Here is a 24543-nt window from a genome sequence, read left to right as displayed (position 1 = left end):
GGTACATGAAACTTCCGGTGATGCCCCCGGTCGCCCCGATGCTGGCGAAGCCCCTCAGCGAGATTCCCGACGGCGACATGAGCTTCGAACCCAAGTGGGACGGGTTCAGATCGATCATCTTCCGCGACGGGGACGACGTCGAAATCGGCAGCCGCAACGAAAAGCCGATGAACCGCTACTTTCCCGAGATCATCGAAGCTGTCAAAGAGAACCTGCCCGAACGGTGCGTGGTCGACGGCGAAATCGTCCTGGTCTCAGCTTCGGGGGACCGGCTGGACTTCGAGGCCCTCCAGCAGCGGATCCATCCCGCCGCCAGCCGGGTGAAGCTTCTTGCCGATCAGACGCCGGCCAAGTTCGTCGCCTTCGACCTGCTGGCCCTGGGCGACGAGGACCTGACCGGCGAGCCCTTTGCCGAGCGCCGTGCCCGCTTGGAAAAGGCGCTCGCCGACGCGCAGCCGCCGATCCACCTGACGAATGCCACGGCAGACCACGGTGTGGCCACGCGCTGGTTCCGTGAGTTTGAAGGCGCCGGGCTCGACGGCGTGATCGCGAAACCGCTGGACGGCCTGTACCAGCCGAACAAGCGGGCAATGTTCAAGATCAAGCACGAGCGCACCGTGGACTGCGTGCTCGCCGGATACCGGGTTCACAAAAGCGGACCGGACCGGATCGGCTCCCTGCTGCTGGGCCTTTATACCGACGACGGCGAGCTCGCCAACGTGGGCGTGGCCGGTTCGTTTTCGATGCAGCGGCGCCAAGAGCTGTTCGAGGAACTGCAGCCGCTGGTCACGACCTTCGATGACCATCCATGGGCATGGGCGAAGCAGGAGGAGGGCACCCGGACCCCGCGCAATTCCGAAGGCAGCCGGTGGAGCGGGGGCAAGGACTTGTCCTTCACGCCGCTGCGCCCGGAGCGCGTGGTCGAGGTGAAGTATGACCACATGGAGGGCGAACGGTTCCGGCACACTACGCAGTTCGTCCGGTGGCGTCCGGACCGGGATCCGCGGTCCTGCACTTACGCGCAGCTGGAAGAACCGGTGAAGTTCAACCTTGACGAAGTGCTCAATCCCGGGAACGGCTGACCTGTTCGGCGATTGCCAGCCCCGACCCGGACGGTTCCTAAGCGGTTTTGAGCCGGAAGGGATGCGCAGGATAGACCCCGAGGATACGGATCTCGGTGGTGAAGAAGTCCAGTTCCTCGAAGGCATGGATCATCGCCGTGTCTTCGGGATGGCCCTCCACATCCACCATGAACATGGTGGCCGCAAACTCGCCGCCGACCATGTAGCTTTCCAGCCGGGTCATGTTAATGCCGTTGGTGGCGAAGCCGCCCAGCGCCTTGTAGAGGGCTGACGGAACGTTCCGGACGCGGAAGACGAAGCTCGTCACGGCCCGGCCCGCAAGCTCTTCGCGGCTGGGAATCGGCTGCTTGTCCGCCAGCACCACGAATCGGGTGGTGTTCGTGGGATCGTCTTCTGCATCGCGCGCGAGGACATCGAGTCCATAGAGCTCGGCGGCCATCGGCGGTGCGAGGGAAACCTTGGACGGATCCTTCCACTCGCTGACCTCACGGGCGGACCCGGCAGTGTCGCCGGCGATGACCGGTTTGAGGCCGAGCTCGCGGATCAGCTTCCGGCACTGCCCCAGTGCATGAATGTGGCTGTGGACTTCCTTGGCCTCGCCAATGCTGGTGCCCGGGATCCCCAGCAGGCTGAACCTAATGCGCAGGAAATGTTCCTCGATAATCTGCAGCGTGGTGTTGGGCAGCATGGCATGGATGTCGGCAACGCGCCCGGCGATCGAATTGTCGATGGGAATCATGGCGAGCTTTGCCTGGCCACTGGTGACTTGGGCGAAGGCGTCCTCGAAGCTGGCGCACGGCACTGCCTCCCAGTCGGGGCGCACTTCGGTGCACGCTATATGGGAGTTGGAGCCCGGTTCACCTTGGTAGGCGATTGCATCAGTCATGGCTGAATTATCGCATCGCCGCCTTCGCTCAATGCATCCGAGTCTGCTCCGGCGCTTAACGAACGTGACAAAAGAGAAGGCACCGGCGAGTCGGGAGGTTGGGGGAAACTCCGACCGCCGGTGCCGTAATCACTCGCACCTATGAGGTGTTTCCAACAGTAGGGCCTGTACATGGATACAAGCCCGGAGGAACCTGTGAATAACCTGAATACGAATGTGCCGCTTAGGGTGGCAGCCCGCCGGGATCGTCGGCAGAATGGCCCCATGGATGATGTGAAGCTCAAAGCCCTTGCCCTGGTCTGCACCCTGACGCCGTCGCCCAAGCCTTCGAGCAGCGAGTTGCTGGCCCGCCAAGTCATCCAGCAACTGAGTTCCAAAGGCGTCGAGTGCGATCTGATCCGGGTGGTGGACCACACCATCAAGCCCGGCGTCCACACCGACATGGGCGACGGCGACGAATGGCCCCGGATCCGGGAGCAGATTCTCGCCTCGGACATTCTGGTGCTCGCCACGCCGATCTGGCTGGGACATCCGGCAAGTATTGCGCAGATGGTTCTGGAGCGGCTGGATGCGGAGCTGTCCGAGACGGATGGCCAGGGCCGGCCAAGCATGTACGACAAGGTGGCGCTGGTCGCCGTCGTCGGAAATGAGGATGGCGCCCACCATGTCACCGCCGAGCTCTACCAGGGCCTGGGCGATGTCGGCTTCAGTATCCCGGCTCAGGGATCCACGTACTGGGTCGGGGAGGCCATGCACGGCACCAACTTCCAGGACCTGCCCGAAACGCCGGAGGTAACAGCAACGACGACGGCGACGTCCGCCCGCAATGCGGTGCATCTGGCCTCGAGCCTGAAGAAAATGCCGTACCCCGCGAGCTGAAGAAGCTGAGGCGTCCGGATCCCAAGAATTCGCCAGAGTTGTCACCGGCGGTCTTAAACGAATGACACCGGCTGGTCCAGGAGGTTGGGGGAGGCTCTAGGACCAGCCGGTGTCTTGTTCACTCGCACCTTTGATGAGGTACTTAAAACGCTACGACTCCATTTTGTAAATTCACCCTGAAGAAGCTGGCAACTGCCTGAGTGCCGCAGTGCCCGAGTTTCAGCGGGCGGTTTAGACCGGGCGGCCCGGCGGCAGGTCGTCGTCCATGTTTGCGGCAGCCTGGCCGGCGCTGCCTGCGGCGATGTCATCGACGTCGCCGCGCCAGGCACCTGTCTCGGCTCCTCTGTTTTCGACGAACTCCTTGAATTTCTTCAGATCCGACTTCACCTGGGCGCTGTCGATCCCGAGCTTGGCACCGGCCTTTTCGGTAAAGGTCTCTGGATCCCATTCGAAGCGGACCGCGACCTTGGTGCTGTCGGGGCCGAGCCGCTCAAAGGTTACAGCTCCCGCATGGGACTTGCCGTCGAGGCTTCGCCACGCGATGCGCTGGTCCGGATGCTGCTCCACAATCTCCGTGTCGAACTCGCGTTCCACGCCCCCGATCTTGGTGATCCAGTGGTTTGTGGTGTCGGTCAGCTGGGTCACGGACTCAACCCCGGACATGAAGTTCGGAAAGGACTCGAACTGCGTCCACTGGTTGTAGGCCGTGCTGACCGGGACGCCGACGTCAATAGTCTGTTCTACCGTTTCCATGCTTGTGCTCCTTCGGCTTGAGTGCAGAAAGTCCGCCGTCGCGGACGAGCCAGTGGCCACCGCTCTTCACGCTACACAAGGGCGTACAGCGCCACAATGGGAACCTAAGTTTGCTGACCGGTTTCGTTCCGAGCGTAAGTGCTAGCCTCTGCCTGTGGCCAGCAAACAAGATGAACCCGAAGTTGCAGCGCAGGCAGCACCGGCGCCCGTGCACGATGCAACACTGTCCGCCGGAATCGTCACCGCCGTCGTCGGTTTTACCAGTTCCTTTGCCGTGGTGCTGACCGGGCTGCGCGGTGTCGGCGCTACACCGGCCCAAGCGGCTTCCGGCCTGTTGGCACTGTGCGTTTTGCAGGGAATCGGGATGCTTATCCTGGCCCAGCGCTACCGGATGCCGCTGACCCTGGCCTGGTCAACGCCGGGAGCGGCGCTGCTGGCCTCGACCGGGGTCCTTCCCGGCGGGTGGCCGACTGCGGTCACGGCCTTTGCGATGGTGGGAGTCCTGGTGGTTCTCGCCGGGGTCATCCGCCCGCTGGGCAGGTTGGTCGAGCTGATTCCACCGGGCGTGGCCTCGGGCATGCTGGCGGGAATCATCCTGTCTATCTGCCTCGATGCGGTGGGGCTCGCCGGGGCAAACCCGGGACTGCTCCTGCCGCTCGTGCTGGCTTGGGTGCTGGGCATGCGCTGGTGGAGCAAGTGGGCCACACCCGCCGTCGTGCTGGTGGGTTTCGCGGTCATTGCCGCCAGCCCGGGAATGCGGGATCTGCGCTGGGAGGATCTGCTGCCCCAGGTGAGCCTGGTGGCGCCGTCCCTGGAGCTATTTCCCGCTGCCGCTCTGGCCGTGCCGCTGTTCATTGTCACGATGGCTTCGCAGAACGTGCCCGGCGTGGTGGTCATGCGCAGTTTCGGCTACCGCGTGCCGTGGCGGTTTTCGATGCTACTGACCGGCGCGCTGACCTTGCTCGTGGCGCCGTTCGGCGGGCATTCCGTGAACCTGGCCGCGATCTCGGGCGCCCTGGCCGCGAATGACGACGTGCATCCCGACCCGTCCCGGCGCTGGCGGGCAGCCCGGATCGCAGGCGTCACCTATCTGGTGTTCGGCCTGCTCAGCACGGGGGTGGCGGCGCTGGTGGTGCTCGGTCCGGACGGAATCATGGAAACGATCGCCGCCCTGGCCTTGCTGGGCGTGCTCGGTTCCTCGGTTTCCGCAATGATTTCCGACGGCGGCGGACGGGAGGCTGCGCTGGTCACCTTCGTGATTGCCGCCTCGGGCGTTGGCTTTGCCGGTATCGGTGCAGCCTTCTGGGCGCTGTTGGCCGGGCTGGTGGTCCATCTCCTGTTGGAGCGGACTAAGCGATGGCTTCCTCGGTCACGCCGAACGGCACCTCTTCGCTCAACTCAACAGTGAACTGACCCGGCCCGGTCTTGGTGACCAGAATGCCGTGGATGCCGTCCTGTCCGGCCAGTTGCTGGAGCTCGTCCACAACAGCGTCGAGCAGTTGGTCTGCTTCGTCCACGGAGGAGGCGGTGATCTTCTTATGTGTCAAGGAGGTCATAGTGCTGACTCAATCTTTCGTCCCCCCGCTGGTGCGGGGCTTTTTTGAGTCCCGGTTCCCTCGGTTGGGGCCGAGGATGCCGGGACTCTCCGGGAACCTGGTTCCGGGCTGTGGGGAACGGCCGGACCCAGGTGTGCCCACTCTGCCAGTGAGACGAAGGATGACAGAATGCGGCTCAGATATTACTTAGTTGGAATCGACAACGATTCTAACTGTTTTTTCGGGGATGGCTAGCCCGCCGCGCCCTGTAGGGTTTCCACCGCCCTTGCGCGGTGATATGGGCAGTGATTCACTTAACAAATAAGACTACTTACTATTCGCGTTGTGCGCGGTGCATTTTCGGGCACCGCGGAGCAGTTGCGGGTGGAAGGAATCGTCATCATGAATGCAAGACACGAAGCGACCGGGCCGGACTACGACCGGGCGGACAGCAGGGCCTCCTACCGTGAATCGGCGGACCGGGGACGCGGGGACGGCGCGGAAGCGGCCTACGTCGACGGCCCGGAGGACCGGCGCACGGTGGTCGGCCGGGAGAAGGAGAAGTACGGCGGCGTCAAGATTGGCTCCGCCTTTTTCGGTTGGCTGACGGCGACCGGTGCTGCGGTGCTGCTGATCGCCCTGGCCAGTGCCATCGGGGCAGCGATCGGTGCGAATACCGGTCTCAGCCCGGACGAGGCAGCAGGCGCGGCGGCGCAGGATGCGGCGACGGCAGGAATCGTGGGAGCCATAGTGCTGGCTGTGATTCTTTTCATTGCCTATTACTGCGGAGGTTACGTCGCTGGCCGGATGGCTCGCTTCAACGGCATGAAGCAGGGCATCGCGGTCTGGATCTGGGCAGTGGTCATCGCGATCATCATCGCCGTGGTCGGGGCTGTGGCAGGAAGCCAGGCCAATGTCCTGGCAAACATGAACGCGTTCCCGAACATCCCGATGGGAGCCGACCAGATGACCACGACCGCGCTCATTACGCTGCTGGTCATCGCGGCCGTTACTCTTGCCGGGGCAATCCTCGGCGGCCTCGCCGGTATGCGTTTCCACCGGAAAGTGGATAAAGAGGGCCTCGGGGTATAACCGGCTGCCCTAGAACGGATTGAGCAGCCGGTGGACAAACTGCTGCGTGCGTTCTTCCTGCGGATCGCGTAGCACCTGGTCGGGGTGGCCACGTTCCACCACCACGCCGCCGTCCATGAAGACCACTTCGCTGGCTACTTCGCGGGCAAATGCGAGTTCGTGCGTGACCAGAGCCATGGTCCAGCCCTCCTCGGCCAGTTCCTTGATCACATGGAGCACGTCGCCGACCAGCTCGGGGTCCAGCGCCGAAGTCGGCTCGTCGAAGAGCAGAAGCGAGGGCTTCAGGGCCAGCGCGCGCACAATGCCGACGCGCTGCTGCTGGCCGCCGGAAAGCTCGTGCGGGTACTGGTCCCTCTTATCCGCCAGTCCCACCCGGTCCAGCAGGCTCGACGCCTCGCGGACGGCCTCGGCCTTGGGACGCTTCTGCACCTGGACGGGGCCCTCGATCACGTTTTCCAGCACCGTCTTATGCGGAAAGAGGTTGTAATGCTGGAAGACCATCGCGCTCTGGTCCCGCAGGGAGGCGAGCTGCTTCTTCGATGCCGGCGAGGCGAAATCCACCGGGCGGATACCGCGGAAGGCGACCACTCCGCCGTCGGGCGTTTCCAAACCGTTCAGGCAGCGCAGCACCGTGGTCTTGCCGGAACCGGAGGGCCCGATGAGCGCCAGCACCTCGCCTTGCCGGACGGACAGATCGATGGACTTGAGGACCTGGTTCGCGCCGAAGGACTTGCGCAGGCCGGACACGGTGAGCACCGGCTCGTGCGCAGGCACTGTTCCGCGCGGGGCCAGGGGGTCAGTGGGCGACATAGCGGTCCAGCCTCTTTTCCAATTGCGACTGCCCGCTGGAGAGGATCAGGCAGAAAACCCAATAGATCACGGCGGCTTCGACATAGAGCACCATGAATTCCTGGCTGAACGCGGCGATCTCCTGCGCTTGGCGGAATAGCTCGGTGACCAGGATCAGCGAGGCCAGCGAGGTGTCCTTGACCAGCGAGATGAACGTATTGGACAGCGGCGGCACGGACACCCGCGCGGCCTGCGGCAGGATGATCCGGCGCAGCGTGGTCACCGGCGACATGCCGATGGTGTGCCCTGCCTCCCACTGGCCCTTCGGCACGGACAGAATGGCCGCGCGGATCACTTCCGCCGCATAGCCGCCGACGTTGAGCGAGAACGCGATGATGGCGCTGGGCCACGGATCAATGACCACGCCGATGGAAGGCAGGCCGTAGAAGATCACGAACAGCTGCACCAGCAGGGGCGTGCCACGGATAACGGACACGTACCCGCGGGCGATCGCCGAAATGACCTTGTTGCCGCTGAGCCGCATCAGGGCGACGATCAGCGCGAGGACCAGGCCCAGGAAGAAGGACGCCAGAGAGAGCGGGATGGTTCCCCGGATGCCGCCTTGGACCAGCGGCCAGAACGAACTGGCAACGAGGTCCCAATCAATGTCCATACGGTTAGGCTAATGCCTTGGCCTGCGCCGCCGTCGTTATTGCGTAACGTCCTCGCCGAAGTACTTCTCGGAGATTTCCGCCAGCTTGCCCTCCGCGCGCAGTTCCTCGAGGGCCGTGTTAACCGCGTCGACCAGCTCGGTACTGCCCTTCTTGAACGCCAGCGCGCTCAGGGACTCTTCCTCGGTTTCGGCGGCGATCTTGATGTTCTCGTTGTTGCTGGTCTTCTGGTAATCCAGGTAGGTCAGCTTGTCATTGATGGTCGCGTCCACCCGGCCCTGCTCGAGCAGCGTCACGGACTGGGCCCAGCCTTCAACTGCCTCTACATTTGCGCCGGACTCCTGGGCGAGCGTGTACCAGTTGCTGGTCAGGGACTGCGCCGTGGTCTTGCCCTCGAGGTCCTCGAATGAAGTGATCTCGGAGTTGTCCGCCTTGGTTACGAGCACGCCCGTGCTCACGGTGTAGGGGTCGGAGAAGTCGTACTTGGCCTGGCGTTCCTCATTGATGGAGACCTGGTTGGCGATCACATCGAAGCGGCCGGCTTCCAGACCCGCGAAGATCGCGTCCCACTGGGTCTCTTCGAACTGGGCTTCCACGCCGAGCTTGTCGGCCACGGCGGTGATGATTTCGACGTCGAAACCGGTAAGCTCCCCGGCGCCGCCCTCGTGGAAGGAGAACGGTTTGTAGGTTCCCTCGGTGCCGACCGTGATGACGCCGGCATCCTGGATTTCCTGCAGGGTGGTGGGGCCGGCATCTGCAGACGTTGCACCGGGTTCCGCTGGTGTGGAAGATCCGCAACCGACAACGGCGAGGGCGATCGCGGCGGAGGCGCCAAGGAGGGAGAGGCGGCGACGAATCATGGTGGACCCCTTAGAAGATGTCGGTGGTGCTGCCGGCTGACGGCTGGAACGCTGAACGGTAGCACGTACAACGCCGGCGGGCAGAGCCAATATTCCGAAATGTGTCATGGGGACAGGGCTGTGCCGGAATCAGCTGCTCCCGGGCCTGTGCTTCGGCATCCAACGGCACACTCTGGACTTTTTGGTTGAGGGGCGGCGTGCTGGTTCGTCCCGGGATGGCGGTAATCAAGCTCGGGGCTGCCAGAAGCAGGACTGCAAAGGTTGAAAAAGTCCAATTGGCGCCGTCGGTTTTCCACATATCGCAGTTGGCCCGGTGCACAGGCGCGAAGTGGGAGCAACGCTGGGGGAATGGACTTCCAGCGGTTCGTAGCCGATCAAGGCGGAGTGGTGCGGTGGAGCGAGCTAAAGGCGGTCGGAGCTGCACGACGCGAGATCGACAGGGCCGTCGCATCCGGGGTTCTCGCCCGGCACAGCAGGGGCGTCCTCGCGTTGCCGGAGGCCTCCGCAACCGCCGTCTGGCTGGCGCGGGAACGGGCAATCCTGACGTGCGCCAGCGCCGCGGAACACTACGGCCTTTGGCTCCTCCGGCGTCCCTCCCGGCTTCATGTGGTTACCAGGACAGGCAACGTCGGAATCCATATCAACCACTATTTCCGCGGTGCTGACCGCTGCGCTGGTCCGAGGGTTGCCGAGTTGAAGGACGCGGTGGTGCAGGCGCTTCGTTGTCTGCCGGATCTGGAAGCGCTGGTTATTGCCGAGTCAGCGGTGTTCCACCACGGGCTGGAACTGGGATACCTGATGGACCAAACGCAAGGACGCCGGAATGGCAAGGCCCGAGCTGTCGTTGAGCTGATTGAGCCTGGAGCTGATTCCTTGCTGGAGACCATCGGGCGGGTCCTTTTCCGCCGGGCCGGATTCGATGTGAGGTGCCAGGTGCACCTGGATGGGATCGGCTGGGTCGACTTCCTCATCGACGGCTGGCTGATTGTCGAATTCGACGGGAGCCAGCACGGTGAACCCCGACAGTACAAGAAGGATAATCGGCGCGGAAATCTTTCGCTGACCAAAGGGGCGGCCACCCTCCGGTTCAACTATGAGGACGTTGTGTTTGACGCAGACAGGATGCTGGCGACCATCCAGGAGGTGTTGGTTCTGGGGCCCCGGTCACGGAATGGACTTTTCTAGGCTTGCAGGACTGGCCGGCTTCTGGAGATCGCGGGGACCTGCAGGCAAATGGAACACCAAACGGCGCGGACCGGACCGGATAAAAGCCCAAATCGTGACGGGCGATCCGGTCATAACAGCAGGAACGACGGTGTCCCCGTCAGGTGGATTATGCGTCTTGCATAGCCACCTGCGGGGACACCGCCGCCGTTATAGCAGGATGGATTAGTTTCTTTAGTGCCTACCAGCGGTGGGCGACATCGATCACCAGCCTTGTCTGCGAGCCCGGGCCATTGAGAGTGAAGGTTCGGAACGGCAACCGTGCCCGGACGCCGAGTCCGATGGTCGTCTGGCCCTCGAAGCTGCCGGCCCACGCTACCTGGCGGAAGGTCCGGAAGTCCTTTACGTTGACGATGTTGGACTTGTTGCGCGGAAGGTAGGTTGCCTTGCCGTTGGCGTATGCCGGGGCTTTGACAATGATGCGCAGGTCGGTCCCCCGGAGCGGAACACGGTCGCCCTTGCCTTCGGTGTAGACAGAGGCGTAGCGGACGTCGTATCCGGCGCGCTTGCCCTTGATGTCGAACACTAGGCGGTCGAAGCAGGCGTGCTGGCCTGACCGGACGTTGGCCAGGTGCCCGTAGGTCGTGGCCGAAGACGTTTTAGCGAGTGATCCCCAATAGATGCCGCAGTAAGGTGCTGCAGTGGCTGCGCTGGGTGCGACAAGTCCCAGTCCAACGATCAACATGATGACCGCGAGCCACGCATGCAGTTTTTTCATGGCTGAAAGCCTTTCAAATTGCACGAATGATGCTCCCAGAATATGACGCGATCCAGCCGTTTAATCCCTGTCTTTCAATACTGATTCCGAACCGTCACGGGATATTTCAGAAGTGCTTCAAATTGGGCACGCAAGCCCGGTTGGAGCCTCCCGCGAGGGCTTTGTTGTAGCCGTTTCGCAACGGCCGGTCACGGTGGATTACGAAGGAAATCGGGCTCTACGGAGGAGTTCAGGACCGTCATCGAATCGCAGGCGTTTTCTGCTCCGAAGTGAATCGATGCATGCTCCGGATTTTAGGCATCGTGTAAACTCAGAACCTCGGAGCCATTGCGGCTCCAATTAAGGAAACCCCCTAATGGCAGACAAGTCCCCGCGACAGTCCATGTCCAAAAAGCCCGGCAAATCGATCAAGCAGAAGCGCACCGATAAGAAGGCCGGCGCCGCCGCGGCCTCCGAAATGGAAAAGCTCACGAAGGCCAAGAAAAACTGAGCCCCGTGAGCCAGCTGAGCCTGGGAATTCCGTCCACCACCCGCAAGCCCGACGAGCGGCGCCTGCCCATCCACCCGCGCCACTTTGAGCAGATTGACCCTGCGCTCCGGAGCCGGATCACCTTGGAGCACGGCTACGGCGAGCGGTTCGGACTCTCCGATGCGCAGCTTGAGCCGCTGGTAGGCCGCATCACCTCGCGCCCGGAGCTCATTGAGTCATCCGATGTGGTCCTGCTGCCGAAGCCCCAGCCCGAAGATCTCGCCGCATTGCGCGATGGCCAGGTCCTGTGGGGCTGGCCGCACTGTGTCCAGGACCGGGCCGTCACGCAGCTTGCCATCGACAAACGCCTGACGCTCATCGCCTACGAAGCGATGAACCACTGGACCAGCGACGGCGGGTTCGGCCTGCACGTTTTCCATAAGAACAACGAGTTGGCCGGCTACAGCTCAGTGCTGCATGCACTGCAGCTGATCGGGACGACCGGCGACTACGGGCGCCGGCTGCGCGCCGTCGTTATTGGATTCGGCGCCACGGCCCGCGGCGCTGTCACGGCACTCAACGCCCATGGCGTGCACGGCGTTCAGGTGCTTACGAGCCGAAGTGTTGCCGCCGTCGGCTCGCCGATCCACTCGGTTGATATTGTCCAGTTCGACCATGATCAGGATGCGCCGTTCCTGAGCCACGTGATCACGCCGCGGGGCCGGATGCCGCTGGCACCGTTCCTCGCCGAGAACGACATAGTGGTCAACTGCACTCTGCAGGATCCCAACGCGCCGCTGATCTACCTGCAGACCGAGGACCTGGACGCCTTCACGCCGGGGAGCTTGATCGTGGACGTCTCCTGCGACGAGGGCATGGGGTTCAGCTGGGCGCGTCCGACGACGTTCGCCTCGCCGATGTTCGAGGTCGGGGACCACATCAACTACTACGGCGTGGACCACAGCCCGTCCTATCTGTGGAATTCGGCCACGTGGGAGATCAGCCAGGCGGTCCTGCCGTTCCTCGGCACCGTCATGGCGGGCCCGTCGAGTTGGGATGAGGACCCGGTCATCCGCCGCGCCATCGAGATTCGCAACGGCGAAATCCGCAATCCTGCCATTCTTGCCTTCCAGGGCCGGTCGCCGGAGTACCCGCACCTTTAGGCTGGAAGTGGTCAGGGCCCGCCGCGGCCGTTGATCAGGCGGCGGATGCGGGCCGAGAGTTCCTCGCAACCGTTGATGATCCGCCCGGCTTCGGCAACCGCGGGCTCCAGTGCCGCCAAGGCCTGCTGGTCTTTGATGTCCGCGATGTTGATCTCGAGCGTCACGCGGCCGGAGGAAGCAGCGGCGCGCGCGGCCTCGGCGGCGGCGCCGATGTCGCTGAGCACATTGGGATTGGAAAAGCCGGCCAGCTCCTGCCCCAAGCGAAGGATCTCCCCGGCGAGCTCGACCAGTTTGCGTGGCGGCTCGGCGGCCCGGGCCAGCGATTCCTGCACTGTTCGTGTCCGGGCCTGTGACTCCTCGTCGGTTCCGTCCGGAAGTGCGTAGGCATCGGCCACCGTGTGGAAGGACTGTTCGTCCGCATCCGCCAGTTCCAATGCCGTCGGTATCAGGTCCCGGGCAGCAGCCAGGATACGGGCGGTGCGTTCAGCATGCTCGGCGTACTCGGGCCCGGTGGTGAAGTTCGCCGCCATGGACAGCAAAGCCGCTCCTTGCGCAGCCTGCAGTGCCCCGGCCGCGCCGCCTCCCGGCGTGGGTTCGCCGGAGGCAAGGCGGTCGAGGAATCCGCCGATCTTCTCGTCACGGATCATTGGCTGGACTTTCCTGATCGCGGCTACTGCCCGGAATTTCCGGGATCGGATTCACTCAAGGGTGCGCCCTTGTCGCCGCCGGTCCGGTCGTAGCTGTCCATTTCGTCCGACACGGTTTCATCCACCGTGCCCTCTTCCTCGGTGTCGATACCGCCTTCCACCAGTTCCGGCGGGACGGCATCCACGCCCTCGTCGGGGATCACAGGGTCTTCGCCCTGGACGCTGAGGTCGGGGTCGGGGAGATTCTGTTCAGTCATGGCTGCTTCCCTTCGGTCGGATGGCCACATCCGGTGGCATTACTCAGCCAGCTTAGTAACTCCAGGCCCAAAGGTCAGCACCAAGCCCCAACCTGCGCCAATAACCAACCGGATCCCCATAACTTTCCACTGCACTCGACATATCCGCCGCGCGCTTATAAGTTCGCTAAAGGTCACTGGACAACAGGGGGAACATGCTGCGGCGCGCACTCGGAACAGTTTTGGCATTATTGCTGGTCGGCACGGCGGTCGCCTGCGCCCCGAGCAAGGACGAGGCGCAGAGTACCGCCGCCGCGCTCGCGGAGGGCCTGAGCGGAAAGAACGTGGAGAGCGTCGCCTTCTCCGGCGCCACCGGAGCGGATGTCCAGGCGGAATTGGCCGGTGTTCTGGAAGGCATGGATCCGCTCGTGCCGGAGGTGTCCGTGGCCGAAGTGGGCGAGGTCCAGGACAATCGCACTACCGCCACGCTGTCCTACCAATGGACTATCCCGGACTCCGAACAGAAATGGAGCTATACAACGACGGCGGAGCTCGCCCACGCGGAGGATAGCTGGCAGGTCGTGTGGTCACCGGCCATCGTGGAACCGTCCCTATCGGAAGGCGAGCGGCTGGCCAAGACCACCGCCGAACCTGAGCGTGGCGACATCCTCGACGCCGACGGCGAACCCTTGGTGACCGAGCGGCCGGTCCGGGTGGTCGGCATCGACAAGTCCGGGCTGAGCGCGGCCGAAGCCAAGGCCTCCGCGCAGCAGTTGGCTAAACTGGTGGACATCGACGCCGGCGACTACCAGTCGAAGGTCGAGGCCTACGGGCCGGAAGCCTTCGTGGACGCCATCACGCTGCGCGAGCCCGCCTTCGAGGATTTGGACCAAAACCGGCTGGAATCCATTGACGGTTCGGCTGCCCTCGAAGACGAACTGCCGCTGGCGCCCTCGCGCGACTTCGCAGCGGCAGTGCTGGGAACTGTGCGCGAGGCATCGGCCGAGGACATCGAAAAGTCCGAAGGCAAAATCGTCCCGGGGGAGCTGGTGGGAGCATCCGGCCTGCAGGCCGCCTATAACGATGACCTGTCCGGCACGCCGGGCCTGACCATTTCCGCCGTCGCAGCCGCTGAAGACACAGAGAACGACGCCGAAGGTGCCGCCGAAGCGGAAGCCGCGCCGCCGCGGGAGCTGTTCAGCATTGATCCCGAGAACGGCCAGGACGTCCAGATCAGCCTGGAGCCGGACATGCAGCGGGCCGCGGAGGAAGTGCTGGCTGACATCGAATCGCCCAGTTCCATCGTGGCCATGCGCCCGTCCACCGGGGAGGTCCTCGCCGCGGCCAACGGCCCGGACAGCAACGGTTACAACACTGCCTTCCTGGGCCAGTACGCGCCCGGCTCCACATTCAAGATCGCCACGGCCCTGGGGCTGCTGCGCCAGGGCATGACGCCGGAGTCCTCCGTGACGTGCGAGGCGAAATTTGTCGCCGACGGGCGCACCTTCGAAAATGCCGACGGCTACCCGGCGGCCTTCCTGGGCGAGATCACACTGACCGAAGCCATTGCCCATTCCTGCAACACAGCCTTCGTCTCCCAGTATGAGAACCTGCCCCAGGATGAGTTGGCGGACGCCGCAGGGGCGCTCGGCATCGGAATGAACGCCAACCTTGGTCTGGAAGCATTCATGGGCAACGTTCCCCGCGAGGACACAGAGGGGACGGCCCATGCCGCATCGATGATCGGCCAGAGTCGTGTCCAGACTTCGCCGCTGGCACTGACTACCATGATGGCGTCCGTGGTCAAGGGGGAGGTTGTCGTCCCACAACTGGTCAAGGGGCACGACGCCGAGGCGGAGCTGCCGGACGTCCCGAAACTCACCAAAGAGGAAGCGGAACAGCTGACCGGCATGATGCGCTCCGCCGTCGTCGATGGTTATCTGGCCAATCTTGCCGACCTGCCGGGGGAACCGGTGATCGGCAAGACCGGCACGGCCGAATACGGCAGCGAGGACCCGCTGCAGACGCACTCGTGGGTAATTGCCGGGCAGGGCGACCTGGCGCTGGCGGTTTTCGTGGAGGACGGAGATCTCGGGGCCGTCACCGGAGCGCCCATGGTGGAAGACTTCCTTGAGGCTGTTGCCGGAAACTAAGCCCGTGGAACCCAAACCGGCGGCACCTACACTGGACCGTGGATCGACTAACCGACATTTCGATGAATCCGACATCAGGAGGAAGTTTGGCTGAGAAGACCCCGCACCAGAACATCAGCTTTGCATCGGCAGGCGGAGAAGCCCATGGCTATCTGGCCCTGCCCGCGTCCGGCAAGGGGCCGGGCGTCATCGTCATCCAGGAGTGGTGGGGCCTGACGGACCACATCCGCGATGTGGCGGACCGGCTCGCCGCCGAAGGCTTTGTCGCGCTGGCCCCGGATCTCTACGGCGGCTGGATCACGCACGATGGTAAGGAGGCAGGCAAGATGATGTCCCAGCTGCCGGAGGAAGAGGGCGCACGCCTGCTTGCCGGCGCGGTGGATTACCTGCTCGCCAGCGACGCCGTGACCAGTTCCACCGTGGGCGCCATCGGCTTCTGCATGGGCGGCGGATTTGTCCTGGCGCTCGCCGCACAGCAGGGCGAGCGGATCGGCGCGGCCGTGCCGTTCTACGGGGTGGGACAGGCTGTGCCCGACTCCTACACCGGAGTGCGGGCCTTTGTGCAGGGGCACTACGGGGAGCAGGACTCGTCCTACCCGGTTGAGAAGGCGCAGGCACAGGAAGAGCAGATCCGCCGCGAGTCCGGGGCCAAGGTCGAGTTCTTCTACTACAACGCCCCGCATGCCTTCCATAATGACGAAAACCCGCAGGGCAACTACCGCCCCGAGGAAGCGAAGCTGGCCTGGGAGCGCTCGGTGTCCTGCCTGAAGGCCAACGTCAAGTAGCCCTCCACTGGGCGCACCGGCGGCGATAGACTTCTGTCTATGGTCGCCGGTGCCCGTATCTGGGCGGGGTTGGCAGTGCTGTTCTGGGCGGTGGCGTTCTTCGGGGTCGTCGATCTGCTCACGGTCTTCAGTGCCAACGAAGGCTTCGCCGCTGTCATGGGGCTGGAAGCCAGCTGGGGCGTGCTCTTCACCTTCGTCATCAGCGGCGCCTTCCTGGCCATAGCCGCCCGGCCACAGGAACCGGCCCCGGCCCTGGTCCAGCTGTGGACCACCGCGGCGGCACTGCTGCTGGCCTGGATCTTCACGCATGACACGTCACCGCTGGTAGTGGCGGCCATCCTCATCCCCATGACCGTGCTCAGTTCCGTGGCCGGGCGGCACGACAGAAGCGGCAGCTCGGGTGGCAGCCCCGAGGATACCAGCGGCCAGCCTCAGCGCCGGCGCACGGAAGCGGCGCTGGATCCCAGCGGCCCGCTGCTCCTGCTCGCCCTGGTGGGGGTTCCGTTCTGGTGGGCGTATGCGGCAACGGCGGTGGAGCTCTCGCAAACGCCGGGCATCGAAGACGACATCACCTGGGGGCTGACCCACTGGCCTGTGCAGGCCGCGCTCGGCCTGTACCTCTCGCTGGCCGTTCTGGTCATGACCTTCTGGGCTCCGGGCCGCACCCTGCTTGGCGCTAGCTGCTGGATCAGTTCGGTGGTGCTGGGAGCCACCTGGCTTCTTTATCCCGCCAGCGCGGGTTCAGTGAACAGCGTCGGGCTGTCCATCCTCGCGGTGGCGTGGGGAACGGCTGTCTTCTTCTGCCGTTATCTGGGACATACGCGTCCGGATCCTCCGGCAGCCGGCGTCTCAGCCGTTCATCGGCCCCTCGGCCCGCAGCTGTCCGGCACCCGGGCCCGCCACGTCGACCGTGCAGCGCATGACAATCCGGTTCTGCCCGGCTTCACCCAGGTCGATCAGTGAATCCTTGTCCGAGACCAGCGTGAAGTCAGCCGAATCCGGGACAACGTCCACTCCCTTCCGAGCTGCTTCCTGCCGCGCGTTCGCGAGGGAATCCTGACGGAGGCTGGCCAAATAATCCTTGTCGTCGGCACGGGCACCGTCCCCGAAAGCCCAGCCGAACACCGTGTTGGTACTCGTCATGGCCGAAAGCGTACTCCTCAGGAGCGCCAGGCGTAGCGGCGCTCGGGGCGGCCGACCCCGCCGTAGCGGAGTTGGACCTCCACGCGCCCGTCGTCGCTGAGGTACTCGAGGTAACGCCGGGCGCTGACCCGGGACGTGCCCAGCCGGTCCGCGGCTTCGCTGGCCGAGAGATCGGTTCCGGTGTCCCGGAGCAGCTGCTCGACCAGACGCAGGGTCTCGACGCTGCACCCCTTGGGCAGCGGCCGCTCGGATCTGCTCATCCCGAAGACCCGGTTCACGTCCGACTGCTCGGCGGTGCTCTTGGACGAGGCGAGCGGGCGGTAGGCCTGCTGGTAGTGTTCGAGCCGCTCGCGCAGGTCCTCGTTGGAGAACGGCTTCATCAGGTAGTGCACAATTCCGCCGCGAAGCGCCCGGCGCACGGTGTCTACCTCGCGGGCGGCGCTGATCACCAGCACGTCCAGCTCGGGCACCTCTTCGCGAAGCTGCTGCAGCAGGTCCAGCCCGCTGATGTCGGGCAGGTGGATGTCCAGCAGGACCAGATCCGGCTGGAGACGTTTGGCCTCCACGAGCGCTTGGGCACCGGTGTGGGCAACGCCGACGACGGCGAATCCGGGCGTCTGCCGGACAAAGCCGGCGTGGACCTTCGCGACCATGAAGTCGTCGTCGACAATAAGTACCTTGATCATGACTGTACGCTCCGCTTTCCGAGGCGGGCGGTGAACACGGCGCCGCCGTCGTTGTGGACGCTCACTTCGCCGTTCCGCCTCAGACATACTAACCGGGTGAGCGCGAGACCGAAGCCGCGTCCGCCGTCGTTCTGTGACGTTTTGGTGGTGAAACCCTGCGTGAAGATGTCTTCCAAGGACTGCACGGCCACCCCCGAGCCTGAGTCCTTCACCATGACCAGAACCTCGTCGGCCTCGTCCTCGAGGCGGATCCGGACGGTTGCGGCGGGAATGCCCGTGACGGCATCGAGGGCGTTGTCCACCAAATTGCCGACGACGGTAGTTAGGTCCCGGGACAGTTCATCATCCGCCCGGCCCAGGACGGACCCTTCGGCCAGTTCCAGCGCAACATTGCGTTCGGCAGCGAGGCTGGCCTTGGCGATCAGGAGGGCTGCCACGGCCGGATCCTGGATGCGGCTGGTGACGTCATCGTAGAGCCGGGTGCGGCTGAGGCTGACGCCGTCGACAAAGTTGACCACTTCGTCATACTCGCCGAGCTGGATCAGGCCGGAGATGGTGTGCAGTTGGTTGGCGAACTCGTGGGTCTGCGCGCGCAGGGTGTCCGTGGTGGTGCGGGTGGCGCCCAGTTCCTTTTCCAGCGAGGAGAGTTCGGTGCGGTCGCGCAGAGTGGTGACGGAACCGATCACCCTACCGCGGGAGCGCATCGGCATGCGGTTGAAGACCACCACCCGCTCGCCGACCAGGACCAGCCGGTCCGCGTCCGCCTGATCGCGGGTCAGCACCTCGCGAAGCTGCGGCATCAGGTCCAGCTCGTCGAGGTTGCGGCCAACGCAGTCCAGCGGCAGGCCTAGCAGCTGGCGCGCGCTGTCATTGGTCAGCGTAATCCGCAGCTGCGGGTCCAGCGCGATGACGCCCTCCTTCACCCCGTGCAGCATGGCCTCGCGGTGCTCCACCAGCCCGGCGATCTCCTCCGGCTCCAGGCCCAGTGTCTGGCGTTTGACGCGCCGTGCCAGCAGCAGGGAACCGGCGGTGCCGAGGGCAAGCGAGACGCCCAGATAGGTGAGCAGGTTGGGGACAGCCTGGCCCAGGCGCTCCCAGGTGGAGGGGTATTCACGCCCGACGGCGGCAATTCCCACCGTTTGCCCGTCATCGTCGATCACCGGAACATGTGCCACCAGCGAGGTGGTGCCGTCCATGTTGACCGCTCCGGTCCAGGACCGACCGGAGAGGACGCTGCTCTCGCCCAGCGGCAGGAGTTCGCCCAACTGGGATGGATCGGGCGAGGTGATGATGGTGCGGTCCGGCCTGGCCAGGATGGCGAAAGTGGAACCGGAGACAGTCCGGACGGATTCGGCCACCGCCGGCAGCGCGGAGCCCAGCCGCGGCTCGGCGACGGGGAGCAGTGAGCGCACGGCAGGCATCGCCGCGAGGGTTTCGGCGGCGGAGAGGGCCCGGCGTCCTTCGACGCGTTCAAAAGCCTGCGCGGATTGAGCCAGCGAGATGGCGATGACGCCGAGGAGCACTGCCAGCACTATCAGCAACTGCAGGACCAGATACTGACCTGCCAGGGTGATGCGTCGGCGTCGTCTTGTTAGCCTGCCGGCGTGCTTGAGCACTGAAGTCCTTCCACCTCGGAACCGGTCCATGTCCCCGGTTGATCGGGTGAACTATACCCATTATCCCGCCCATTCCGGGCATGTGAGCGTGACCACAATGAACACAACTTTCTTTGAGAACACAAGCGTGACGGGCATCACGGCTACCCATACCGTGGTCTTATTCGTACTCCTGATGAGAAGAGGATTCCCATGCGTCGATTCAACGCATTCCGCCTGGCCGCCGTGGCGGCAGGCATTGCCCTGGCAGCGTCCGGCTGCGGTGTCACCGGTTCCAGCAGCAGCGAAGCCGGCGGCACCTCGGCGGCCGCAGAAGGCCCGGTCACCGACCTGCGCATCATGGTCCCGAACTCGCCCGGCGGCGGCTACGACACCACCGCCCGCGTTGCCGCGAAGGTGATGGAGGAAACCGACATTGCCTCCAACATCGAGGTCTTCAACCTGGCCGGCGCCGGCGGCACCGTAGGCCTGGCCCGTACCGTCAACGAAGAAGGCAACGGCGACCTGGCCATGCTGATGGGCCTGGGCGTGGTGGGCGCCAGCTACACCAACGACTCCGAGTCTAAACTGACCGAGACCACTCCGCTGGCCCGCCTGATCCAGGAGCCGGGCGCCATCATGGTCTCCAAGGACTCGCCCTACAAGACCATCGACGACCTGGTGAAGGCCTGGAAGGAAGATCCGTCCAAGGTCAGCGTCGGCGGCGGCTCCTCGCCGGGCGGCCCGGACCACCTCCTGCCGATGCAGCTGGCCCAGACCGTCGGCATCGACCCGAAGGACGTGAACTTCGTGTCCTACGACGGCGGCGGCGACCTGCTGCCGGCCATCCTGGGCAACAAGCTCGGCTTCGCCGCTTCCGGCGCCGGCGAGTACATCGACCAGATCAAGAGCGGCGAGATCCGCGTCCTGGCTACCAGCGGCGAAGAGCGCCTCGAGGGCGTCGACGCCCCCACCCTGCAGGAATCCGGCATCGACCTGGTGTTCAGCAACTGGCGCGGCATCGTTGCCCCTCCGGGCGTCAGCGAAGAAGACAAGCAGAAGTGGATCGGCGCACTGGAGAAGATGCACGGCACCCCCGAGTGGCAGCAGGCCCTCGAAACCAATGGCTGGACCGACGCTTTCGCCACCGGCGAGGAGTTCTCCACGTTCCTGAAGGAACAGGATGAGCGCGTGGCCAACGTCCTGACCGAACTGGGTCTTGCATGAAACAGCTGGTTTCCCGGCTGAAAGGCCGCTCCGAGCTGGGCCTCGCGGCCCTGCTCGGGGCGTTCGGCGTGATCGTCATCCTCGACGCGCTGTCCCTGAACGTCCCGTATTCCCAGGCCGACCCGGTCGGCCCGAAGACCCTGCCGTACATCGTCGGGGCACTGCTGCTGGTCTGTGCCGTGCTGCTGGCCATCAACGTGCTGCGTGGCGGCCACGGCGAAGCCGAGGGCGGCGAAGACGTGGACCTGACGCATCCCACCGACTGGCGTACCGTCGTGCCGCTGCTGGGCGCATTCGTGCTCAACATTGCCCTGATCGATACCGTCGGCTGGGTCATCTCCGGAACCCTCCTCTTCTGGGGCAGTGTCTGGGCGCTGGGCAGCCGCCGCTATATCCGTGACGGCATCATCTCCGTGGTCATGGCCCTGGGCACCTTCTACGGGTTCTACCTCGGTCTGGGCATCAAACTGCCGGCCGGACTCCTGGAAGGAGTGCTCTAAATGGAGACATTCGACCTGCTGATGCAGGGATTCTCGACGGCGGCAACGCCGATCAACCTGCTGTACGCCTTCATCGGCGTGCTGCTGGGTACCGCCGTCGGCGTGCTGCCGGGTATCGGCCCCGCCATGGCCGTGGCCCTGCTGCTGCCGGTCACCTACTCGCTGGAACCGACCAGTGCGTTCATCATGTTCGCCGGCATCTACTACGGCGGCATGTACGGCGGCTCTACCACCTCCATTCTGCTGAACACCCCGGGCGAATCGTCCACGGTCATCACCGCGATCGAAGGCCACAAGATGGCCAAGTCCGGCCGTGCGGCCCAGGCGCTGGCGACAGCAGCCATCGGCTCCTTCGTCGCCGGCACGATCGGCACCGCGTTGCTCGTGGCCTTCGCCCCGGTTGTAGTGGACTTCGCCGTCAGCCTTGGCGACCCCAGCTACCTGGCCATCATCGTCCTGGCCCTCATCGCTGTGACTGCCGTGCTCGGCGGCTCCAAGCTGCGTGGTTTTTCCGCCCTCGGCATCGGCCTGGCCATCGGCCTGGTCGGCGCCGACCCGGTCACCGGGCAGCAGCGCCTCATCTTCGGCCAGCCGCTGCTGGTGGACGGGCTGGACATCGTGGTTGTCGCCGTCGCCATCTTCGCGGTGGGCGAAGCCCTCTGGATTGCCGCGCATCTGCGCCGCAAGCCGATGCAAACCATTCCGGTGGGCCGGCCCTGGATGGGCAAACAGGACTGGAAGCGGTCCTGGAAGCCCTGGCTGCGCGGAACGGCGTACGGTTTCCCGTTCGGTGCCCTGCCTGCCGGCGGCGCCGAGATTCCCACGTTCCTCTCTTATGTGACCGAGAAGAAGCTCTCCAAGCACCCGGAGGAATTCGGCCACGGCGCGATCGAGGGTGTTGCCGGCCCCGAGGCAGCCAACAATGCCTCGGCCGCCGGTACCCTGACCCCCATGCTGGCCCTGGGCCTGCCGACCAACGCCACCGCCGCCGTCATGCTGGCTGCCTTCATCCAGTTCGGCATCCAGCCCGGACCGCTGCTCTTTGACAGCGAGCCACAGCTGGTCTGGGCGCTGATCGCCAGCCTGTTCATCGGCAACACCCTGCTGCTGCTGATCAACCTGCCGCTGGCGCCGGTCTGGGCCAAACTCCTGCAGCTGCCGCGCCCCTACCTCTACGCCGGCATCCTGTTCTTTGCCACCCTGGGCGCCTACGCAGTCAACCTGCAGACGTTCGACCTGGTGATCCTGCTGCTGCTCGGCCTGCTGGGCTTCGCCATGCGCCGCTATGGTCTGCCGGTGCTGCCTCTGGTCATCGGGCTCATCCTCGGCCCGCGCGCCGAGGAGTCGCTGCGCACCTCGCTGCAGCTGAGCGCCGGAAACATCTCCGGCTTGTGGAGTGAGCCGGTCGCCGTCGTTGTTTACATCATCGTGGCACTGGTACTGCTCGCACCGCTGGCGCTGAAGGTCATCCACAGGCGCCGGCCGGAGTCAGTCCTGCTCGGCAACATCCCGCAGGCACCGGGTGAAACCGCTGCAACCGACGACGACGGCAGCGTGGCCAATGGTGATGCCAACGGCGACAATGACAGTGACAATGACAATGACAAGGACCATGACAAGGACACGGGCAGTGTCCTGCCGGAGCATGCCGGCAGCAGCGGCGGCGGTCCCGCGGAACCCGCAGGGCGCCACCGCTCGGACGAAATCCAAAATGAACGGGAGCGATCATGAGCATAGTGGTGGGCTACATCCCCACGCCGGAAGGCGAAGCCGCCCTGGAACGGGCCATCAGCGAAGCGGCCAGCGCCAAAGCGCCGCTGGTCGTGGTGAACTCGACCCGCGGGGACGTCTTCGTGGACCAGCGGTTTGTCCAGTCCGATGCTGCCCAAGCGCTGGACAGCCGGCTGGCGGCCTCCGGGGTGGAACACATCCTGCTTCAGCCCATGGGCGGGAACGATGCCGCCGATGAGGTGCTCGATGCGGCGGAAACCCACCGGGCGGACTTGATCGTGATCGGGCTGCGCAAGCGGACTCCGGTGGGCAAGCTGATCATGGGCAGCACCGCGCAACGGATCCTGCTGCAGGCAGAGTGCCCGGTTCTCGCGGTCAAGGCGTAGTCCGCGGGTCACTGGAAAAGAGCTAAATGTAGAGGAACCGTTCCCCCGGTGGGAGCGGTTCCTCTGTTTAATGCGCTGGCAAGGGCCTCAGACGACGAGCGGTACCGGGTGCACTTCGTCGGCGCGATGGCCCGCGCGCTCGTGGATACGCTGGACGGCCTCGGCAGACGGTGCTTCGGAGAGGCAGTAGACAACCCCGCTCTCCGGATCGGCCCATGCCTTTTTGAATTCCACCTTTTCTTCATCCTGAATGGCAAGGTCCGCATTATGGGCCTCCTTGAGAGCCTCTGCGGTGATGCCAACCATGTTGTGGTGCACATCCATGAACTCGGGCATGACAACTTTCCTTTTCTGGTGACGTTGAGCAAAATTACTATGGGCGGGTGGCGCCCGGTCATTCCAAGTGGCCGCTGATGGACCAGGGGATTTGTGCCCATACATCAGCGTCTATTGAAACGGATCGCGGCAAGGACTCTCTTCGGAAGCCCTACTTACATGGTCCTCTTACCGCCCATGGCAAGACAAGCATCCGGTTAAAGCAAAGAGCCCTCGGCAGAAGTTGGGGGTCTCTGCCGAGGGCTTACGCGCGGGGGCGCCCGGTTGGGGGTTCGGGCGGCAAGCCGCGCGCTGCAGGATCAGTCTTTCATATTGGGTGCTGGAAAGAAAGACAGGTCTGTCTACCCGCTACAATGTGTTCCATGACACTACGGATCGAAGCTGATGGTCGTGCCGCAACCGGAGCACCCGCCGTCGTTCGCCTTGATCCGAGGGAGCGGATCCTCACCGCTGCGTACGCGCTGTTTTCGCGGCGGGGCATCCGGGACGTCGGCGTTGACGAGCTGATCCGCGAGTCCGGCGTCGCCAAGGCGACCTTCTACCGTCATTTCCCCTCCAAGGATGATCTGGCGCTGGCCTTCCTGGAACGCAGGGACCATGTGTGGACCACGGGCTACGTGGTTGCCGAAGCAATGCGTAGAGCCGACACCGCGGAGCAGCGGCTGCTGGCCGTTTTCGACGTCTTCGATGAGTGGTTCCAGCGCGAGGATTTTGAAGCCTGTTCCTTCGTCAACGTGCTCTTGGAGATGGGTGCAGGCCATCCGCTGGGCCAGGCCTGCGTTGACTATCTGGGCAGGATCCGTAACCAGTTGCGGCGGTGGGGCGATGAGGCAGGTCTGGCCGATACTGAAGCGTTCGCCAACTCCTGGCACCTGCTGATGAAGGGCGCCATCATTCTGGCCGCGGAAGGGGACCGGCAGGCGGCCAGCCGGGCCCGGACGATGGCCGGTTGGCTGCTTGAAGCGCACCGGCCGCGTCCAGAGGCCGCTGGGTAGGC

27 protein-coding genes are annotated in these 24543 nt (G+C 64.5%); 15 read left to right on the top strand and 12 right to left on the bottom strand.

Annotated elements, in window-relative coordinates:
- The first annotated feature begins 5 nt into the window (after positions 1-5).
- Positions 6-1082, top strand: coding sequence for an ATP-dependent DNA ligase (locus tag HGO92_RS14205; protein WP_169995902.1), 1077 nt, complete (start codon positions 6-8; stop codon positions 1080-1082).
- A 37-nt stretch (positions 1083-1119) separates the two neighbouring features.
- On the opposite strand, the gene HGO92_RS14200 is transcribed toward HGO92_RS14205, so the two are convergent.
- Positions 1120-1968 (bottom strand): prephenate dehydratase, encoded by an 849-nt coding sequence (locus tag HGO92_RS14200; RefSeq protein WP_169995900.1) that lies wholly within the window; start codon positions 1966-1968, stop codon positions 1120-1122.
- 264 nt (positions 1969-2232) lie between these two features.
- Here HGO92_RS14200 and HGO92_RS14195 point away from each other — a divergent pair, with 264 nt between their 5' ends.
- Positions 2233-2847, top strand: a complete 615-nt coding sequence (locus HGO92_RS14195; protein ID WP_169995898.1) for a flavodoxin family protein — start codon at positions 2233-2235, stop codon at positions 2845-2847.
- A gap of 231 nt (positions 2848-3078) precedes the next feature.
- Here the strand turns inward: HGO92_RS14195 and HGO92_RS14190 are convergent, their stop codons facing one another.
- Positions 3079-3600 (bottom strand): SRPBCC family protein, encoded by a 522-nt coding sequence (locus HGO92_RS14190; protein ID WP_169995896.1) that lies wholly within the window; start codon positions 3598-3600, stop codon positions 3079-3081.
- Positions 3601-3754: 154 nt separating this feature from the next.
- Between HGO92_RS14190 and HGO92_RS14185 the strand changes: the two genes are divergently transcribed.
- On the top strand, positions 3755-5008 hold the full coding sequence (locus tag HGO92_RS14185; RefSeq protein WP_346768963.1) for a benzoate/H(+) symporter BenE family transporter: 1254 nt from the start codon (positions 3755-3757) through the stop codon (positions 5006-5008).
- Here HGO92_RS14185 and HGO92_RS14180 read toward each other — a convergent pair.
- Complete coding sequence (locus HGO92_RS14180; protein ID WP_169995894.1) at positions 4950-5156, bottom strand: hypothetical protein; 207 nt, start codon at positions 5154-5156, stop codon at positions 4950-4952. The genes HGO92_RS14185 and HGO92_RS14180 overlap by 59 nt on opposite strands.
- Positions 5157-5537: 381 nt before the next feature.
- Between HGO92_RS14180 and HGO92_RS14175 the strand changes: the two genes are divergently transcribed.
- On the top strand, positions 5538-6227 hold the full coding sequence (locus HGO92_RS14175; protein WP_169995892.1) for a hypothetical protein: 690 nt from the start codon (positions 5538-5540) through the stop codon (positions 6225-6227).
- A 9-nt stretch (positions 6228-6236) separates the two neighbouring features.
- Here HGO92_RS14175 and HGO92_RS14170 read toward each other — a convergent pair whose 3' ends face one another.
- Genes HGO92_RS14170 through HGO92_RS14160 form a run of 3 tightly spaced genes read right to left on the bottom strand, consistent with a single transcriptional unit; the run spans position 6237 to position 8547 of the window.
- A complete protein-coding gene (locus HGO92_RS14170; protein WP_169995890.1) occupies positions 6237-7037 on the bottom strand; it encodes an amino acid ABC transporter ATP-binding protein in 801 nt (266 codons plus the stop codon).
- Positions 7024-7683, bottom strand: a complete 660-nt coding sequence (locus HGO92_RS14165; RefSeq protein WP_169996004.1) for an ABC transporter permease subunit — start codon at positions 7681-7683, stop codon at positions 7024-7026. The genes HGO92_RS14170 and HGO92_RS14165 overlap by 14 nt, the downstream gene beginning before the upstream one ends.
- 42 nt (positions 7684-7725) lie before the next feature.
- Positions 7726-8547, bottom strand: a complete 822-nt coding sequence (locus HGO92_RS14160) for an amino acid ABC transporter substrate-binding protein (RefSeq protein WP_169995888.1) — start codon at positions 8545-8547, stop codon at positions 7726-7728.
- Positions 8548-8895: 348 nt separating this feature from the next.
- On the opposite strand from HGO92_RS14160, the gene HGO92_RS14155 reads away from it, so the two are divergent.
- Positions 8896-9732 (top strand): type IV toxin-antitoxin system AbiEi family antitoxin domain-containing protein, encoded by an 837-nt coding sequence (locus HGO92_RS14155; RefSeq protein WP_169995886.1) that lies wholly within the window; start codon positions 8896-8898, stop codon positions 9730-9732.
- A gap of 220 nt (positions 9733-9952) precedes the next feature.
- Here HGO92_RS14155 and HGO92_RS14150 read toward each other — a convergent pair whose 3' ends face one another.
- Positions 9953-10489, bottom strand: coding sequence for an AMIN-like domain-containing (lipo)protein (locus HGO92_RS14150; protein WP_169995884.1), 537 nt, complete (start codon positions 10487-10489; stop codon positions 9953-9955).
- 355 nt (positions 10490-10844) lie between these two features.
- On the opposite strand from HGO92_RS14150, the gene HGO92_RS24270 reads away from it, so the two are divergent.
- Complete coding sequence (locus HGO92_RS24270; protein ID WP_264670884.1) at positions 10845-10979, top strand: hypothetical protein; 135 nt, start codon at positions 10845-10847, stop codon at positions 10977-10979.
- Positions 10976-12121 (top strand): N(5)-(carboxyethyl)ornithine synthase, encoded by a 1146-nt coding sequence (locus tag HGO92_RS14145; protein ID WP_169996002.1) that lies wholly within the window; start codon positions 10976-10978, stop codon positions 12119-12121. The genes HGO92_RS24270 and HGO92_RS14145 overlap by 4 nt, the downstream gene beginning before the upstream one ends.
- A gap of 11 nt (positions 12122-12132) precedes the next feature.
- Here HGO92_RS14145 and HGO92_RS14140 read toward each other — a convergent pair whose 3' ends face one another.
- Positions 12133-12768 (bottom strand): cyclodeaminase/cyclohydrolase family protein, encoded by a 636-nt coding sequence (locus HGO92_RS14140; protein ID WP_169995882.1) that lies wholly within the window; start codon positions 12766-12768, stop codon positions 12133-12135.
- Between the two features lie 23 nt (positions 12769-12791).
- On the bottom strand, positions 12792-13025 hold the full coding sequence (locus tag HGO92_RS14135; RefSeq protein ID WP_169995880.1) for a hypothetical protein: 234 nt from the start codon (positions 13023-13025) through the stop codon (positions 12792-12794).
- A 221-nt stretch (positions 13026-13246) separates the two neighbouring features.
- Here HGO92_RS14135 and HGO92_RS14130 point away from each other — a divergent pair, with 221 nt between their 5' ends.
- The 3 genes from HGO92_RS14130 to HGO92_RS14120 all read left to right on the top strand — a co-directional run bounded on the left by HGO92_RS14130 (position 13247) and on the right by HGO92_RS14120 (position 16905).
- On the top strand, positions 13247-15157 hold the full coding sequence (locus HGO92_RS14130) for a penicillin-binding transpeptidase domain-containing protein (protein ID WP_169995878.1): 1911 nt from the start codon (positions 13247-13249) through the stop codon (positions 15155-15157).
- Between the two features lie 86 nt (positions 15158-15243).
- Positions 15244-15942: a dienelactone hydrolase family protein gene (locus tag HGO92_RS14125; protein WP_240974627.1), complete on the top strand. Its 699-nt coding sequence runs from the start codon at positions 15244-15246 to the stop codon at positions 15940-15942.
- A 39-nt stretch (positions 15943-15981) separates the two neighbouring features.
- Positions 15982-16905 (top strand): hypothetical protein, encoded by a 924-nt coding sequence (locus HGO92_RS14120; protein ID WP_169995876.1) that lies wholly within the window; start codon positions 15982-15984, stop codon positions 16903-16905.
- A gap of 197 nt (positions 16906-17102) precedes the next feature.
- Here HGO92_RS14120 and HGO92_RS14115 read toward each other — a convergent pair whose 3' ends face one another.
- Both HGO92_RS14115 and HGO92_RS14110 read right to left on the bottom strand, forming a co-directional pair.
- Positions 17103-17771, bottom strand: coding sequence for a response regulator (locus tag HGO92_RS14115; RefSeq protein ID WP_169995874.1), 669 nt, complete (start codon positions 17769-17771; stop codon positions 17103-17105).
- Positions 17768-19345, bottom strand: coding sequence for an ATP-binding protein (locus tag HGO92_RS14110; RefSeq protein WP_169995998.1), 1578 nt, complete (start codon positions 19343-19345; stop codon positions 17768-17770). Before HGO92_RS14110 ends, HGO92_RS14115 begins: the two co-directional genes overlap by 4 nt.
- A gap of 234 nt (positions 19346-19579) precedes the next feature.
- Here HGO92_RS14110 and HGO92_RS14105 point away from each other — a divergent pair, with 234 nt between their 5' ends.
- From HGO92_RS14105 to HGO92_RS14090, 4 genes are read left to right on the top strand one after another with little or no spacing between them, the layout of a single operon-like run.
- Positions 19580-20593 (top strand): Bug family tripartite tricarboxylate transporter substrate binding protein, encoded by a 1014-nt coding sequence (locus tag HGO92_RS14105; protein ID WP_169995872.1) that lies wholly within the window; start codon positions 19580-19582, stop codon positions 20591-20593.
- Complete coding sequence (locus HGO92_RS14100; protein ID WP_169995870.1) at positions 20590-21093, top strand: tripartite tricarboxylate transporter TctB family protein; 504 nt, start codon at positions 20590-20592, stop codon at positions 21091-21093. Before HGO92_RS14105 ends, HGO92_RS14100 begins: the two co-directional genes overlap by 4 nt.
- Complete coding sequence (locus HGO92_RS14095) at positions 21094-22824, top strand: tripartite tricarboxylate transporter permease (protein WP_169995868.1); 1731 nt, start codon at positions 21094-21096, stop codon at positions 22822-22824.
- Complete coding sequence (locus HGO92_RS14090; RefSeq protein WP_169995865.1) at positions 22821-23210, top strand: universal stress protein; 390 nt, start codon at positions 22821-22823, stop codon at positions 23208-23210. The genes HGO92_RS14095 and HGO92_RS14090 overlap by 4 nt, the downstream gene beginning before the upstream one ends.
- Positions 23211-23297: 87 nt before the next feature.
- Here HGO92_RS14090 and HGO92_RS14085 read toward each other — a convergent pair whose 3' ends face one another.
- Complete coding sequence (locus HGO92_RS14085) at positions 23298-23546, bottom strand: SCO4226 family nickel-binding protein (protein ID WP_169995862.1); 249 nt, start codon at positions 23544-23546, stop codon at positions 23298-23300.
- Between the two features lie 362 nt (positions 23547-23908).
- Here HGO92_RS14085 and HGO92_RS14080 point away from each other — a divergent pair, with 362 nt between their 5' ends.
- A complete protein-coding gene (locus HGO92_RS14080) occupies positions 23909-24541 on the top strand; it encodes a TetR/AcrR family transcriptional regulator (protein ID WP_169995860.1) in 633 nt (210 codons plus the stop codon).
- Positions 24542-24543 lie beyond the last annotated feature (2 nt).

It is taken from the genome of Crystallibacter degradans, assembly GCF_012952295.1.
Taxonomy (GTDB): Bacteria; Actinomycetota; Actinomycetes; order Actinomycetales; family Micrococcaceae; genus Crystallibacter; species Crystallibacter degradans.
Note: the sequence above shows the minus strand (reverse complement) of the source record. Positions and strands in the feature narration are given on the sequence as shown.